The 13,763-nt window shown below is 63.3% G+C and carries 14 protein-coding genes; 9 read left to right on the top strand and 5 right to left on the bottom strand.

Translation table 11 applies throughout. The features are described from left to right. Positions 1 to 98: 98 nt before the first annotated feature. Complete coding sequence (locus NKH42_RS20060) at positions 99 to 560, top strand: Lrp/AsnC family transcriptional regulator (protein ID WP_352690359.1); 462 nt, start codon at positions 99 to 101, stop codon at positions 558 to 560. A gap of 119 nt (positions 561 to 679) precedes the next feature. On the opposite strand, the gene NKH42_RS20055 is transcribed toward NKH42_RS20060, so the two are convergent. Together NKH42_RS20055 and NKH42_RS20050 are read right to left on the bottom strand one after the other, a co-directional pair. Further along, positions 680 to 1,063 carry a YybH family protein gene (locus NKH42_RS20055; protein WP_352507133.1) on the bottom strand — a complete coding sequence of 128 codons (384 nt, stop codon included), beginning with the start codon at positions 1,061 to 1,063 and terminating at the stop codon, positions 680 to 682. Positions 1,064 to 1,224: 161 nt separating this feature from the next. Then, positions 1,225 to 1,974 (bottom strand): SDR family NAD(P)-dependent oxidoreductase, encoded by a 750-nt coding sequence (locus tag NKH42_RS20050; protein WP_352507134.1) that lies wholly within the window; start codon positions 1,972 to 1,974, stop codon positions 1,225 to 1,227. Between the two features lie 96 nt (positions 1,975 to 2,070). Between NKH42_RS20050 and NKH42_RS20045 the strand changes: the two genes are divergently transcribed. After that, complete coding sequence (locus NKH42_RS20045; protein WP_254819431.1) at positions 2,071 to 2,964, top strand: LysR family transcriptional regulator; 894 nt, start codon at positions 2,071 to 2,073, stop codon at positions 2,962 to 2,964. 80 nt (positions 2,965 to 3,044) lie between these two features. Here the strand turns inward: NKH42_RS20045 and NKH42_RS20040 are convergent, their stop codons facing one another. After that, positions 3,045 to 3,464: a VOC family protein gene (locus NKH42_RS20040; protein WP_254819430.1), complete on the bottom strand. Its 420-nt coding sequence runs from the start codon at positions 3,462 to 3,464 to the stop codon at positions 3,045 to 3,047. Positions 3,465 to 3,681: 217 nt separating this feature from the next. On the opposite strand from NKH42_RS20040, the gene NKH42_RS20035 reads away from it, so the two are divergent. Next, complete coding sequence (locus tag NKH42_RS20035) at positions 3,682 to 4,884, top strand: MFS transporter (RefSeq protein WP_352507135.1); 1,203 nt, start codon at positions 3,682 to 3,684, stop codon at positions 4,882 to 4,884. A 121-nt stretch (positions 4,885 to 5,005) separates the two neighbouring features. On the opposite strand, the gene NKH42_RS20030 is transcribed toward NKH42_RS20035, so the two are convergent. Beyond that, positions 5,006 to 5,908 (bottom strand): sigma-70 family RNA polymerase sigma factor, encoded by a 903-nt coding sequence (locus NKH42_RS20030; protein ID WP_352507136.1) that lies wholly within the window; start codon positions 5,906 to 5,908, stop codon positions 5,006 to 5,008. A gap of 204 nt (positions 5,909 to 6,112) precedes the next feature. Here NKH42_RS20030 and NKH42_RS20025 point away from each other — a divergent pair, with 204 nt between their 5' ends. After that, positions 6,113 to 7,519 carry a DHA2 family efflux MFS transporter permease subunit gene (locus tag NKH42_RS20025; RefSeq protein ID WP_352507137.1) on the top strand — a complete coding sequence of 469 codons (1,407 nt, stop codon included), beginning with the start codon at positions 6,113 to 6,115 and terminating at the stop codon, positions 7,517 to 7,519. A gap of 125 nt (positions 7,520 to 7,644) precedes the next feature. On the opposite strand, the gene NKH42_RS20020 is transcribed toward NKH42_RS20025, so the two are convergent. Beyond that, positions 7,645 to 7,803: a hypothetical protein gene (locus NKH42_RS20020; RefSeq protein WP_352507138.1), complete on the bottom strand. Its 159-nt coding sequence runs from the start codon at positions 7,801 to 7,803 to the stop codon at positions 7,645 to 7,647. Here NKH42_RS20020 and NKH42_RS20015 point away from each other — a divergent pair. The 5 genes from NKH42_RS20015 (at position 7,802) to NKH42_RS19995 (ending at position 13,211) form a co-directional block, all read left to right on the top strand. Continuing rightward, positions 7,802 to 8,080 carry a hypothetical protein gene (locus NKH42_RS20015; protein WP_352507139.1) on the top strand — a complete coding sequence of 93 codons (279 nt, stop codon included), beginning with the start codon at positions 7,802 to 7,804 and terminating at the stop codon, positions 8,078 to 8,080. The genes NKH42_RS20020 and NKH42_RS20015 overlap by 2 nt on opposite strands. Next, positions 8,080 to 9,273 carry an acyltransferase family protein gene (locus tag NKH42_RS20010; protein ID WP_352507140.1) on the top strand — a complete coding sequence of 398 codons (1,194 nt, stop codon included), beginning with the start codon at positions 8,080 to 8,082 and terminating at the stop codon, positions 9,271 to 9,273. The genes NKH42_RS20015 and NKH42_RS20010 overlap by 1 nt, the downstream gene beginning before the upstream one ends. 2 nt (positions 9,274 to 9,275) lie before the next feature. After that, a complete protein-coding gene (locus tag NKH42_RS20005; RefSeq protein WP_352974368.1) occupies positions 9,276 to 10,379 on the top strand; it encodes a glycosyltransferase family 2 protein in 1,104 nt (367 codons plus the stop codon). Between the two features lie 63 nt (positions 10,380 to 10,442). Beyond that, positions 10,443 to 11,414: a glycosyltransferase family 2 protein gene (locus NKH42_RS20000; RefSeq protein WP_352649671.1), complete on the top strand. Its 972-nt coding sequence runs from the start codon at positions 10,443 to 10,445 to the stop codon at positions 11,412 to 11,414. A 9-nt stretch (positions 11,415 to 11,423) separates the two neighbouring features. Beyond that, complete coding sequence (locus NKH42_RS19995; protein WP_502896217.1) at positions 11,424 to 13,211, top strand: ABC transporter ATP-binding protein; 1,788 nt, start codon at positions 11,424 to 11,426, stop codon at positions 13,209 to 13,211. Positions 13,212 to 13,763: the final 552 nt, after the last annotated feature.

Raw genomic sequence — 13,763 nt, 5'->3', positions numbered from 1 at the left:
TGCAAGCTATTGCGAGGTTTCATGTGATGAAATACGTTGATTTTGGCATCTCTGCGTGAAATCAACACATAAATCCCTGAGATAGAGTGGATTGTGAAATGGACGACCTCGACCAGATAGACCGCAGCTTGCTCCGGCTGCTGCAGGAGGACGGGCGCCGAACGACGCTTGATCTGGCCGGGCGTATCGGGCTGTCGCCGACCGGAACCAGCCAGCGGGTGAAGCGCCTGTTCCGCGACGGGTTCATCACCGCGGTCAGAGCCGTGCTCGATCCGCGCAAGGTCGGCCGGGGAACGCTGGTGTTCATAGAGGTCCGGCTTGACCACACGGCGCCGCATGTCTTTGACCGTTTTGCCGAAGCCGTGGCGAAAGCCCCGGAGGTTCTGGAGTGCCATATGGTGGTTGGCGGCTTCGACTATCTGGTCAAGGCGCGGATCGCCGATATGGCGGTGTTCCAGGACTTCCTGCAGCGGGTCATCCTGCCGCTGCCGGGTGTGCGCGAAACGCACACTTTCGCCTCCATCGCCGATGTCAAGCAGAACGCCCTCTTGCCCGTGTGATCAGGTAGAGGAGGAACACTTGTTCAGGGCGGCTTGCATCGCATCCTCGCCATCTTATCGGTCCCCCTTGGCCGCTCTCCCTTTGCCCGCCTTCCGGTGCAGGATGTCGGAGACCGGCGCTAGCCTTGCGCAGTCAGCAGGTTCGCGTCGCGCGCGAGCCGCCACTCACCGTCTGCCTCCTTGCGCAGCAGCGTCAGTGCATATCCCGATCGATGGACCGGCTCGCCATTCGGCGGAGTCGCCGTCATGTCGATGCGGCTGCGGATGAAGGCCCAATTGCCGAGAAGCTGTAATTCCACGATATCGCTGGTGCCGTCGATACGAACGCCGGCCGTCTCCCGCGCGGCTGCCGCGAAGATCTCCTTGTCGAAGGGTTCCCGGCCGGGAACCATGAAGATCGCGTCGTCCGTCATCAAGCTGAGCACGGTCGCAATGTCACCACGCTTGCTCGCATCCATCCACGTCTCGACCAGCCTTCGGATTGCTTTTTCGTCGCCCGTCATCCGTTACCTCCTTGGCATCTAGCGGTCATCGATAGCGCACGGCGCTCCTCCCTTGCTGAGAAACATAGGGCTTGGATCCCCGTCGTCATCGATTGCGGTGTTCCTCGATGTCACGCTGCGGGGGCATGGTCCGTAAAACGGCAGGTCCGCGCCCTGCATATCTATCGCCAGCCGCCCGAGGCGGTGATGCGCTCGCCGGTCAGCCATGACGCTTCGTCGGAGGCGAGGAACACCGCGACGCGAGCGACGTCGTCGGGCCGACCGAAACGGCCGAGCGGGGTCATGGTGACGATCTGTTTTTCGAAGTCGCTGCCGACGATGCCGATACGCTCGAGGCCTTCGGTGTCGACGCCGCCGGGCGCAATGGCGTTGACGCGGATATTGCGGGCGCCGAGTTCCCGCGACATCGACAGCGTGATCGTGTCCACCGCGCCCTTGGTGGCGGCATAGACGAGCGAGTTCGGCTGCGGATTGCGGCTGGCGACCGAGCTTATGTTGATGATGCTGCCGCCGCTCGGGCCAAAATGGCTCACTGCTGCTTGCGTGGTCAGAATGATGCCCAGCACATTGGTGTCGAACTCACGGTGGAACTCGGCCTCCGTCACCGCTTCCAGCGGCTCGAATGCGAAGACGCCGGCATTGTTGACCAATATGTCGAGCCCGCCGAACTCCGACTTCGCCGCCTCAAACAGGCGGCGCACGTCGGCCGATTGCGATACGTCGCCCTGGACGGCGACGGCGCGGCCGCCACGGTCCTCGACCTCCGCGACGACACGGTCGGCGCCTTCCCGTGACGAGGCGTAGTTGACGACCACCGCGGCACCGGCCGTGGCAAGACCCTTGGCAATGGCGGCGCCGATACCCTTGGACGCGCCGGTGACGATGGCGACCTTGCCGTTCAGCTTGCTCATCAATCTCTCCTTTGTCGACGATGAGCGGTATTTAATGATGATCAAAAAGCGTATTAGGATCATAATGATCCATTCTTTCGTGCCTAGAATTCTGGAATGACCACCATTCTCGAAAAGACCGCCGGTCTCGTCGCCTTCGTCCGAACCGTCGATGCCGGCTCATTCCATGCCGCCAGCCGGTTGGTTGGCTCGAGCCCATCGGCGGTGTCGAAAAGCGTGGCACGGCTCGAGCGGCGGCTCGGGGTCAGGCTGATCCAGCGCTCGACGCGTCGGCTCGGGCTCACCAGCGAAGGCCTCGCCTACTACGAGCGGGTGGCGCCGCTGCTCAGGGCGCTGGACGATGCCGAAGACATCGTCCAGGTGGCCGATACGGCGCGCGGCCTGCTGCGCGTCACAGCGCCGGTCGAGCTCGGGCGCGGCCTGATCGCGACATGGGCGCAGGCGTTCCTTGCGCAGCATGGCGAAGTGAAAGTCGAGCTCAGCGTCACCGATCGGCACGCCGATCTGATCCGCGAAGGCTATGACGTTGCCGTGCGCATGGGGGCGCTGTCGGACACGGGGCTGGTTGCCCGCAAGATCGCCAATCTGCCGATCGTGCTGGTGGCCTCGCCGGCGTATGTCGAGCGGCGCGGCCGTCCGGCATCAGTCGAGGATCTGGCGAACCATGACTTCATCCGCTACCAGATGGCCGGCCGGCCTTATCCGGTCACCTTTGCCGACGGTACGATGATCGTGCCGGATGGGCGGCTCGATACCGATGATGGCGGCGCCATCCGCAATGCAGCACTTGCCGGTGCTGGAATAGCGCATCTGATGCGGTTTGCGGTGCAGGGCGATCTCGACGCGGGCCGCTTGGTCCGTATCCTGCCCGAGGTGGCAATGCCGACCATGCCGGTGCATATCGTCCATGCCTACGGGCGGCAGCTACCGGTCCGGGCACGGCTCTTCGTCGACTTCCTGGCGAGCCAGATGGCGGCGCTGACGCGATAGGGCAGACGCGGTCTGACGCAAGCACCCAGGTTTGGCAGAGACCAACCGTGCCGGCCGGTGCGAACCACCTTTACCGGAAGCTAGAAGGTGATCTTCACTGAATCGGCGCTGCGTTTGGCCGGGCCGTGGTGGACGGCCTCGATATTGTTGCCGTCGGGATCGAGCAGGAAGGCGGCGTAATAGCCGGGATGGTAGGATCGCTCGCCCGGCGCACCATTGTCGGTGCCGCCGGCCTCAAGCCCGGCCTTGTAGAAGGCTTCGACCATCGCACGGTCCTTTGCCTGGAAGGCAAGGTGATGGCGCCCGGTCAGCTTTCCCAGGGCCGCCGGGCTGTCGGGGCTGGAAATGAACAGTTCGTCGGCCCAAAAATAATCATCGCCGGCGCCACCGATCGGTATGTCGAGCACGTTGAGAACAGCCTCGTAGAAGCGGCGGCTGGCCTTGAGATCCCTGACCACCAGGTGGAGGTGGTCGATGAGACGGCCGCGATGAAGTTCCATACCCGATAGCTCCTGATGGCCAGGCTGGAAATCTAGCTCGGGACGATGCACGGTCAATGCATTGGAGCAGTTGAGCGGCGCAATTTTCTGACTGGATAAAAAATGCAACCGGATTGTCGGATTCAAAACATCTCCAACGTCCTTCGGACGCAAGCGGCTCGGCGAAGCTCGAAAAAGTCGTGCCGTATCAACGCTTCCGGCATGGGAGAAAATTGAAATGAGCCTTCCCTATCGTTGGGTTATCGTCGCGGCTGGCGCGCTGATGACCTGTGTCGCTCTCGGGGCGATGTTCTCACTGGCGATCTTCCTCGAACCGATGGCGCTCGACACACAATGGTCGCGCGCCGGCATATCGAGCGCGATGACGCTGAACTTCCTGGTAATGGGCCTCGGCGGCTTCGCCTGGGGCGCCATTTACGACCGCTTCGGCGCCCGCATCGTCGTCATGACCGGCGCCGTGCTGCTCGGCCTGGCGCTGGTGCTGGCCAGCCGCACCGGTTCGCTGCTCGTTTTCCAGTTGGCCTACGGCGTGCTCGTCGGCCTCGCGGCAAGCGCCTTCTTCGCGCCGATGATCGCGCTGACCTCCGCCTGGTTCGAAACGAACCGCAGCCTCGCCGTCTCGCTGGTCTCGGCCGGCATGGGCGTGGCGCCAATGACCATCTCGCCCTTCGCGCGCTGGCTGATTTCGGCCTACGACTGGCGCACCGCGATGTTCGACATCGGCATAACCGCGTGGGTGCTGCTACTGCCGGCCGCGCTTCTGGTGCGCCAGCCGCCCAAACCCGCGGCCGACGACGCTGCCCCAAGCGTTGCCGCCGAGGGTGCCGGCATGGCCGTTCCGCAGGCGCTGCGCTCGCCGCAATTCATCGTGTTGGGACTGACCTTCTTTGCCTGCTGCGCGGCCCATTCCGGGCCGATCTTCCATATGGTGAGCTATGCGATGCTGTGCGGCATTGCGCCGATGGCAGCGGTCAGCATCTACAGCATCGAGGGCCTGGCAGGGCTGGGTGGCCGGCTGCTTTACGGCGTGCTCGCCGACCGGCTTGGCGTTAAGCCGGTGCTGATCACCGGGCTGGCCATACAGGCCGTGGTTATCGCCGCCTATCTGGCGGTCAGCGAGCTTGGTCAATTCTACACGCTGGCCATCATCTTCGGCGCCACCTATGGCGGCGTCATGCCGCTCTATGCGGTGCTGGCGCGCGAATATTTTGGCCAGCGCATCCTCGGCACGGTGTTCGGTGCCGTAACCATGCTGTCCAGCCTCGGCATGGCTTTCGGCCCGCTCGCCGGCGGCATGGTGTTCGATGCCTATGCCAGCTATTCCTGGCTGTTCATCGGCTCGGCCCTTGTCGGGCTTGGCGCGATGGCGATTGCGATCGCCTTCCCGCCGCTGCCGCGCAGGGAGTTGCAACCGGCTTAAAGCAGGATCGGCGGAAAAGGGCGGCCGCTTGGATGGCAAGCGGCCGCGATCCAAAATAGCTGGTGCGTTTCCAAGGAAGCGGGCTGGCTCGTGCTCGGTTCGATATTCTGAAAGAGAATTGCTATGCTTGCAGGGCCACCACCTCGGCGCCATCAAGCGTGTAGCGCGCATAGCGGAAATCGCGAATTCTCGCCAATCTGTCGCCCGCCCATTCCAGCAGGATAAAGTATTTTGCCCCTCCGGCCGGGTCATCCGGATCGATCACAAGAATGGCTGGGTGCCGATCGACCAGGCCTGGAAGCAGTTGCCAATCGTGGATACCCGCGTAATTGTGGAAGTATCGGCCCACTTTCGCGCGGCCGCTCGCCCGGAGCCGGTTGACGAGGTCAAGCCGCACGTCCTCGGCCAGCATGTCGCGGATCGTATCGAAGTCGCGGGCGTTGAACCGCTCTACATAGGCTGCCAGACGCACTCGTTCGGGCTCGGCCAACACCGGCACAGGCCGGTCGTCAGGCTCGCCGGCGACCTCGCGCAGGCGCAGACGGCCGCGATGCAGTGCGGCTTTTACCGCTGGAACGCTGCTGTCGATAATGTTGCCGATCTCTTCGATCGTATAGCCGAGCACATCCATCAGGATGACGCTGCTACGCTGCGCCGCGGGCAGCCGCATGAAGGTCTGCAGGCTTGCGGCTGCAGTGTGTCGGCCCTCGGCCGACATGCCGGGGTCAGGTATCATATCGATATCCTCGACGGCATGCGCGGCATCCGCCCTGGCGCGACGGCGCAGGTGGTCGAGCGCTGCATTGTGCGCGATGCGGAACAGCCAGCCCTCGACATTGGCTATCGGCCCGCTCCCGGGGAACGCCTCGAGCGCCTTGACCGTAGCTTCCTGGACGACATCCTCGGCATCGATCACCGAACCGGTCATGCGGGCGCAATAACGGTGCAGTTTCGGCCGCAATTCGCCGAGCAGCCGGTCAAATGGCTCCCGTCCTTCTGGCGTGCCGATTGCGGATCCGGTCATCGCACAAGCGTCGATTTCATGCGTATCTCCCAGGCAGAGGCGCCCGCCATTGCGGGCAGCGTCCTATAGACGCTCGACGATGGCAAAAGGATTCGGTCGAAAAAACTTTCTTTAGCTGGAATCCTTTGGTGGTGCCTCCGCGTCACTGGATCACGGGCCCGCGAGACTGGCGGGCCATCTGTTCAAGCCGGAGGCGTCATAATCATGAGCAAGCAAAGTGCGGGATCAACGAAGATCTGGGTTCTCGCCCTCACGTCGATAGGCTCCTTGATGGTCGTTCTCGATGCGATGGTCGTGGCGACCGCATTAAGTACGATGCGGGTCGAACTCGATGCCTCGCTGGAGACGCTGCAATGGACGATGAACGCGTACAATTTGAGTTTTGCCGTCCTGCTCATGACCGGGGCGGCGCTCGGTGACAGGTTCGGCCGCCGCCGCATCTTCATCGCCGGATTGGCGCTGTTCGTCGCAGCGTCCGTTGCCTGCGCGCTCGCTGGAAATGCCGGATTGCTGATTGCGGCCCGCGCGGTTCAGGGCGCGGGTGCCGCAATGGTCATGCCGCTGGCCATGGCGCTGCTGAGCGTCGCTTTTCCTCCGGAGGAACGAGGCAAGGCGCTGGGTATCTTCAGCAGCATCACCGGCCTGGCCCTGATCATCGGCCCGATGGCGGGCGGTGCGATCTCCGAAGGCCTCTCCTGGCACTGGATCTTCTGGCTCAATGTTCCGGTCGGCATCGTTCTCATCCCGCTGGTGCTGCGTCGGATTCCGGAGAGTCACGGGCCGGGCACGGCAATCGATGTCCTCGGCGTCGTCCTGGTAACTGCGGCGGCATTTGGAGTGGTCTGGGGTCTGATGCGCGGCAACATCGTGGGCTGGAGCAGCTCTGAAGTGCTGTCGGCGCTGACGGCCGGGCTGGTTCTCGCCATCGCATTCGTCCTTTGGCAGTTGCGTACCCGTGAGCCCATGCTGCCTTTGCGGTTTTTTCGGGCGCGCGCATTCTCCTCGGGCGTAGGGGCGAACTTCCTGCTCTGCGCCGCCATGTACGGCCTCGTATTCCTGTTGCCGCAGTTTCTGCAGTTTTCCCAGAGCCGCGGGCCGCTCGGCGCCGGCATGGGATTGCTGCCCTGGACCGCCACGCTTTTTGTGGTCGCACCGATCGCCGGCAGCCTGATCAACCGCGTCGGCGAGCGGTGGCTTGTGGTGGCCGGATTGATCCTGCAAGCGGCTGGAATGGCCTGGCTGGCGCAGATCGCAGCACCTGATCTGCCCTACATCCAGCTCGTCGCGCCGCTGATCATTACCGGCGCAGGCGTATCGATGGCCATGCCTGCCGCGCAGAATGCGGTCCTCAATGCGGTCGCCCGGCCGGAGGTCGGCAAGGCTGCCGGCACGTTCAATACATTCCGCTTCCTCGGTGGCGTATCTGGGATCGCGATCGCCGGTGCAGTGTTCGCCGGGACCGGAAGCTTCGCGTCCACCGACGCGTTCAGTGATGGCTTCACCTCGGCAATCGACGTTTCCGCTCTGCTCTCACTCGCAGGTGCGCTCGTCGGAATGGGGCTGCCGGAGCGTCGCGCAGTGGTGGTCGCGAATGCCAGCAAGGAGGCGTAACTCGGAGGCGGGAAGCTTGCGCGTGAGTGGGTGCCGCGAAGCAGCCCCCTCCTTCAACACGCCCTCCTATTGCCCGGCGGATGCGAGGGTGCCGCTCGCCATGAGACCCCACAGATGGTCGGCGCTCAGGTGCCTGCGGATCCATCATAGGCCACGCGTCCGAGGCTGAGGACCACGATCCTGTCGGCCAGCGCCCGCACCGTGGAGAGATCATGCGTGACGAGGATGACGCCGGTGCTGCTGGCGGCGATCGAGCGGACGAGCTTCGCGGCGGCGGCGAGCATGTTGCATCGCAGCACCCCTGCCGCCGAAATTGGTCGGCCAAGGCAGCGTGTGAAAATCGTCAAAAATGGACAATTCGGGCTGGTTCCCGCTGTTTTTTGTGCTTTATTAGTCGCGTCTCACGTTCCTGTTTCAAATATGTCAACTTTTTGTGTTGCGTTGCACAATGGTGGCCCTATTCTCGGTGAGGGGGGCGCTACCGATTGGAAATGCGCCGTGAACGACGCCGCCATGTTGACCGATTGGCAGTTTCGCCGTCCCGCCGGCGTACGCCGCTAATGGGAAATGCGCGCGACACCCAATTGGACGCGCTGAGGGCCATCGCCGTGACGATGGTGCTGTACGCCCACTTCTTCGCGGCCGGCGGGGCCTCGTTCTGGGGTCATATTGGCGTGCGTCTGTTCTTCGTGCTGAGCGGCTTTCTGATCACGCGACTGCTGCTGGAAGCCAGAGTGGCCGCCGAATTCGAAACCGGACCGGCGCTGAAATCCTTCTATATCAGGCGGGCGCTGCGGATATTCCCGCCCTATTTTGCGGTGTTGGGTTTCGTCTGGCTGGTGGACCTGGAGCAGTCCAGGGGGTCGCTGGCCTGGCATGCGCTCTATCTGTCGAACTTCTGGTACGCATCGCAGAATGAATGGACGCCCTGGCTGCTCTGCCATTTCTGGAGCCTGAGCATCGAGGAGCAGTTCTACATCGCCTGGCCGCTGATAGTCCTGCTGGCGCCGCGCTGGCGCCTGGAAACGATCTGCATCGGCGTTATCGCGCTGTCGCTGGCCTATCGCTTTTATTGGCCGATCGCGGGAACGCCCAGCCTGGCGCGCGACCTGCTGCCGCCGGCGTCGATGGATGCACTGGCGTCAGGCGCGCTGCTCGCCGCCTACAGGTCAAGAGCTGCTGGCTTGCCGCAATGGCTTCGAGTTGGCTGGCCGGGGCTCGCTGCGGCGTTTTTCGTTCTGCAGTGGTTTGCGCCGGCGCCGGCAAATCCGGTGCAGGAATGGGGCCTCTGGCTGCTGTTGCAGATCCTGCCTGTCGCGCCGCTGGTGGTCATCGTTGCAAACTGTTCAACGGGCATTGGCGGTCGCGTCGGAAAACTTCTCGAACTGCCGCCGCTGCTCGGTTTTGGCCGCATCAGCTACGGCGTCTATCTCTACCATCCGATAGTGCTGGCGCTGGTCGTCAAATCGCAGCCGTGGATTCCGCTCAACGTCTCGGAGCAAGGGCCTGGGCGGTTCCTGGTGGCGGGAACGGCAACGCTCATGCTGGCCTCGGCTTCGTGGCTGCTTTTCGAAAAGCCGCTCAACAGCCTCAAGCGCCACTTCCCCTATGTTGCTCGAAGAGTCCCAGGCGCCGCCCCGGCAGGCATCGACGTGGGCAATGCCGGATGGCTTACGGCCGGAGCATATCTGGGTGGACCGCCTGATGGCCCCTCACGCTTGCCACGCAAGCTGCAACGAACCGATCGGGGCTGATCATGGCTGCTCCCTTAGTCTCCGTTCTGCTGCCGATCTACAATGCGGGACCTTATCTGGCAGCTGCGCTGGGCAGCATGCTGCGCCAGGATTACAAGCATCTTGAGGTCATCGCCATCGATGACGGCTCGACCGACAACTCGCTGCAGATCCTGCGGAAATACCGCCAGGCCGACAGCCGCATCTCGATCGTCTCACGCGAAAACCGCGGCCTGATCGCAACGCTGAACGAAGGCTTGGCCATGGCCCGCGGCGATCTGGTCGCCAGGATGGATGCCGACGACATCGCCTATCCCCAACGCCTGTCGCGGCAGGTAGCACTGTTCGACCAGCAGCCTGACCTCGCTCTGTGCGGCGCAAGCTCCGATACCTTGCTCGGCAACCGCATCGTTAGGGGGTCGCCCGATCCGATATTCCACGACAATAGCCTGCGCATATTGTCGATGTTCTTCACGATCTTCATGCATTCAACGGTCGTTTATAACCGGAAGGTCATCGAAGACGGCGTTCTACATTATGACGAGAGCTATAAGCACGCCGAGGATTTCGACCTGTTCAGGCGACTGACCGACCGCTACCCGGCGGCCATGATCCCCGAAAGCCTGATCGCTTATCGAATCCATAACGACAGCGTGACCAACCGGCACAAGCGCGAAATGCGCAGGACGCATTTGAAGATCGTCGCCGAGAACCTCGAGCGCGAAGGACTCGCACAAGAGACGCAAGACCTCCGCGCCATCGGTGAGGTCCTGTCGATGGAGACGATTCGCCGTGCCGCCGAATGGATCCTCGCGCTGGAAGAAAGGATAGCCGCGCTTCCGGCCGAGACGAGGCCGAGCTACCAGGCCGGCACGCTGAACCTGTTCTATTTCCTCTATCAGCTGATAGCGGGAGAAAGGCAGCCGCTGCTGATGCATGAATTCCTGACACGGACGGCGAAATGGAAGCTCATCCGGCGCCGCGAGCAGTACGTGTTTCGCACCGGTGCTTTCGCGCCGCGCTTCAGTCTCGCCTCGATGTCGGTCACCAGGCAGGTGGATGCCCTGTCGCGGTATCTGCAGTCCGTGCCGGCCGCGGCGGTGTTGCCTTCGAACCAGTTGAGCTAGCAACCCATGTTCGTCAAATCGCACCAGCTCCAGCAACGCGGCCGCTCGATGATGCCGGCGGCCATGTCGCCGCGGCCGCAGCAAGGACCGGTCCCGGCGGTCAGCTTCATTGTCTGCACCCGCGACCGTGTCGCCGTACTCGAGCCCTGCATCAGCTCGATCCAGGCCGCGTGTCGTGCCCATGCCGACTTTGCCGCCGAGCTGGTGGTTGTCGACAACGGCTCGACCGACAGCACGGCCAAACGCCTGGCCAGCATCGCCGAACTGTCGGACATCCCGTTCACTGCCATTTGCGAGCCGCGACCCGGATTGGCGGCCGCGCGCAACGCCGGGCTGGAGCGGGCGCGGGGCCGCGTCCTGGTCTTCGTCGATGATGATTGCGCGGTCCACAAGGATTATCTGCGCGATCTGCAGCGGCACTATGCGGCCGGCGAACGGGTCATCCGCGGTGGCCGCGTCGAGCTTGGCGATCCCCGCGACCTGCCGTTCACCATCAAGCGGTCACCGGTGCGCGCGCGGCTCACGCCGGATGTCCATCCTGGTGGCTTCGTGCTCGGCTGCAATATGACGATGCACCGCGATGTTGCCGCCCGAATCGGGCGTTTCGACGAACGCTTCGGCGCCGGCGGCCCGCTGCGCTCCGCGGAAGATACGGACTATCTCGTCCGGGCCGTGCTGCTCGGCATTCCGGTCGAATACGTGCCCGACATGACCATCTATCACCATCACGGCCGGCGCGACCGCAAGGCCATCGAAAAGCTGCATCGCGATTACAGCATGGGCAATGGCGGGCTTTGCCTGAAGCATATCCGCCACGCGCCGTGGCTGCTTCGGCATTTCTACTGGTCGATGAGGGCAGCCTTGCGCGAACTAAGGAAAGGCCCGCTGTTCGATCGTGAACTCAAGCTGTCGCACTGGCCGATCATCGGCATGAATCTGCTCGGCGCGGCCAAGTTCGCGGTGCTTTTGCTGGCGAGATCGCCAAAGACAACGGAAATGCGACAGGAGCAGCAGGCAAATGCCGAAGCGAGGTGATCCGTCATCATGCGACTGATGCCGCCCTGCCTGCCGATGCTGCGCCGCGCGCTCGGGCAAAAGCAGTTGCGCCTGCTTCCGGCCGTCGTGGTGCTCGGGCTGCTCAGCGCCGCGCTCGAAGGCTTCGGCATCGGCCTGATCATCCCGTTGCTGAACATAATCATGGGGCAACAGGGGCAGACCGGCATGGCTGGTTTTTCCGCCGTCTTCCAGCATGTCGGAGCGAGCCTGAGCGAGCGCGACCGGCTGATCGCCATATCGGTCGCCATCCTCGGCTCGATCGTTCTGAAAAATCTGTTCGCCTACGCCAACACGCTGCTGACCACCTTCATCTACGGCAAGGCCAGCCATTCGATCCGCAGCGCGCTGTCGGAGCAGCTGCTTAGGGTAGGCTACCCGTTCTTCCTGCAGCAAAGCCCTGGACGGCTGCTCAACATCATCTCCAACGAATCCTGGCGGGCCTCGGATGCCATCCAGATCACGCTGGGTGCAATCGTCAACGCATCGGCCGCGATCATCCTCCTCACCTTCCTGCTGCTCCTGTCGTGGCAGATGACGTTGCTGGTCACGCTGGGCCTGGCGCTGGTGCAGGTCGCGCACGCCATGCTGTCCGCCAATCTGAAGGCGCCGAGCCGCAGCGTCGCCTCCCGCAACAGTCAGCTCGCCTCACAGATGCTGCATCTGGTGCATGCCGGGCGGCTGATCCGCATCTTCGGCCAGGAGCAACGCGAGAAGGCGGCATTCGACCAGGCATCGGATGCGGTGCGCCGGGCGGCGTTCGTGCTTTTGACGCGTCAGGGAGCGTTGCCGCCGCTGACCGAGGTTCTGCACGCCATGCTGTTCCTGGCGGTGGTGATCGGCGCCTGGTTCGCCAATGTTTCCTTCCCGCTGATCGTCGCCTTCGTCATCCTACTCTACAGGCTGCAGCCCTATATGCGGTCTTTGCAAATGGCCTGGACACAGCTGCAGGGCCTGAGCGGATCGCTGGAAGAGGTGACGTGGATGCTGGACCCATCCGACAAGCCCGCGCCGCCGCAAGGCAGCGCAGCGTTCCCCGGGCTCAGCCAAGGCATCAAGTTCGAGGACGTCACCTTTACCTATTCCGGCTCGGAGCAGCGCGCGGTGGTGCTGCATGCGGCGAGTTTCGATATCCGCAGCGGCCGCTCGACCGCGCTGATCGGCCGGTCGGGCGCCGGCAAGACGACGATCGTCAACCTTTTGTGCCGCTTCGTCGAACCGGATAGCGGTAGGATCCTCGTCGATGGATCGCCGCTGGACCGCATCGACCCCAGCCAGTGGCGAAAGCACATTGCGCTTGCCAGCCAGGAACTGGAACTGGTCGACGGCACGATTTTCGAAAACATTGTCTACGGCCAGGACGCGGCCTCATCCGACGATGCCGAGCGCGCGGCAAAACTGGCCGAGGCGCATGGCTTCATCGAGCAACTGCCGCAAGGCTACAGGACCGTCGTCGGCTACCGCGGCGTCAATCTCTCGGCGGGACAGCGGCAGCGGATCGCACTGGCCAGGGCCCTGGTGCGCGATCCCGATATCCTGATCCTCGACGAAGCCACCAATGCGGTAGACGGACTGTCGGAGGCGGCGATCGTCGAGACGCTGAAGTCGCGCGCCGGCCGCCGCACCACCATCGTCATCAGCCATCATCGCAGCACCATCTCGTTCTGCGACGACGTGGTGATCCTGAGCCACGGCCGCGTGAAAAAGCAGGCGCCGTTCGCCGCGCTGGCGACGCTCAGTATGGACGAGCTTTACCAGCACGAGGCGCTGGAGGGCTGAGGCCTCGATCCTGCTGCGCGCATTCTGGCCGTCGTGCCGGGTGCAAAGCCAAGCATCTCAGGGGCGAGGAGCCCTCCGCCATGCCTCTCTGCAGGATTTCTGGGATGATGAGTGATCCCGAGCTTACCCCGCTTTCGATCTGGACCATACAGAACCAAGGGTCCGCCTGCCAAATCCAGCAATGGCGAGCGGACCCCAATCAGCGCATGAAGGGACTGATTCTGCGCCGATGTCTCCTCGAGGAGGTGACGCCATCAACTGAAGACGGGCGCAGTTGTTCCCGAAGTTGCCTGTGCACGGGACCATTGCGCAGGCAGGTCAGACTTAGGTCCCTGCGAACGGGCATCGCTGGCTGTGAGTGAAGATCGGATCGGCTCGGCGGTAGCGAAACTTCGTCCGGAGATAGATGCAGCCATCGGGTTCCGGGGCATGCGGCTCGGCGCTGATCATGGGCGTCGATCGATCCCCGCACGGCTGATGCGGAGGGCGCCTGCATTCCTGCGGAATGCGCATCCAATCCGGCGCCAACTGAAGTTGTCCAGGCGGTACAGG

The organism is Mesorhizobium sp. M1142 (assembly GCF_040318565.1).
Taxonomy (GTDB): Bacteria; Pseudomonadota; Alphaproteobacteria; order Rhizobiales; family Rhizobiaceae; genus Mesorhizobium.
Note: the sequence above shows the minus strand (reverse complement) of the source record. Positions and strands in the feature narration are given on the sequence as shown.

Excerpts from the sequence above, each read along its gene's own strand:
- NKH42_RS20060 (WP_352690359.1), top strand. The coding sequence starts at position 99 with ATGGACGACCTCGACCAGATAGACCGCAGCTTGCTCCGGCTGCTGCAG.
- NKH42_RS20055 (WP_352507133.1), bottom strand. The coding sequence starts at position 1,063 with ATGACGGGCGACGAAAAAGCAATCCGAAGGCTGGTCGAGACGTGGATG.
- NKH42_RS20050 (WP_352507134.1), bottom strand. The coding sequence starts at position 1,974 with ATGAGCAAGCTGAACGGCAAGGTCGCCATCGTCACCGGCGCGTCCAAG.
- NKH42_RS20045 (WP_254819431.1), top strand. The coding sequence starts at position 2,071 with ATGACCACCATTCTCGAAAAGACCGCCGGTCTCGTCGCCTTCGTCCGA.
- NKH42_RS20040 (WP_254819430.1), bottom strand. The coding sequence starts at position 3,464 with ATGGAACTTCATCGCGGCCGTCTCATCGACCACCTCCACCTGGTGGTC.
- NKH42_RS20035 (WP_352507135.1), top strand. The coding sequence starts at position 3,682 with ATGAGCCTTCCCTATCGTTGGGTTATCGTCGCGGCTGGCGCGCTGATG.
- NKH42_RS20030 (WP_352507136.1), bottom strand. The coding sequence starts at position 5,908 with ATGACCGGATCCGCAATCGGCACGCCAGAAGGACGGGAGCCATTTGAC.
- NKH42_RS20025 (WP_352507137.1), top strand. The coding sequence starts at position 6,113 with ATGAGCAAGCAAAGTGCGGGATCAACGAAGATCTGGGTTCTCGCCCTC.
- NKH42_RS20015 (WP_352507139.1), top strand. The coding sequence starts at position 7,802 with ATGTTGCATCGCAGCACCCCTGCCGCCGAAATTGGTCGGCCAAGGCAG.
- NKH42_RS20020 (WP_352507138.1), bottom strand. The coding sequence starts at position 7,803 with ATGCTCGCCGCCGCCGCGAAGCTCGTCCGCTCGATCGCCGCCAGCAGC.
- NKH42_RS20010 (WP_352507140.1), top strand. The coding sequence starts at position 8,080 with ATGGGAAATGCGCGCGACACCCAATTGGACGCGCTGAGGGCCATCGCC.
- NKH42_RS20005 (WP_352974368.1), top strand. The coding sequence starts at position 9,276 with ATGGCTGCTCCCTTAGTCTCCGTTCTGCTGCCGATCTACAATGCGGGA.
- NKH42_RS20000 (WP_352649671.1), top strand. The coding sequence starts at position 10,443 with ATGTCGCCGCGGCCGCAGCAAGGACCGGTCCCGGCGGTCAGCTTCATT.
- NKH42_RS19995 (WP_502896217.1), top strand. The coding sequence starts at position 11,424 with ATGCGACTGATGCCGCCCTGCCTGCCGATGCTGCGCCGCGCGCTCGGG.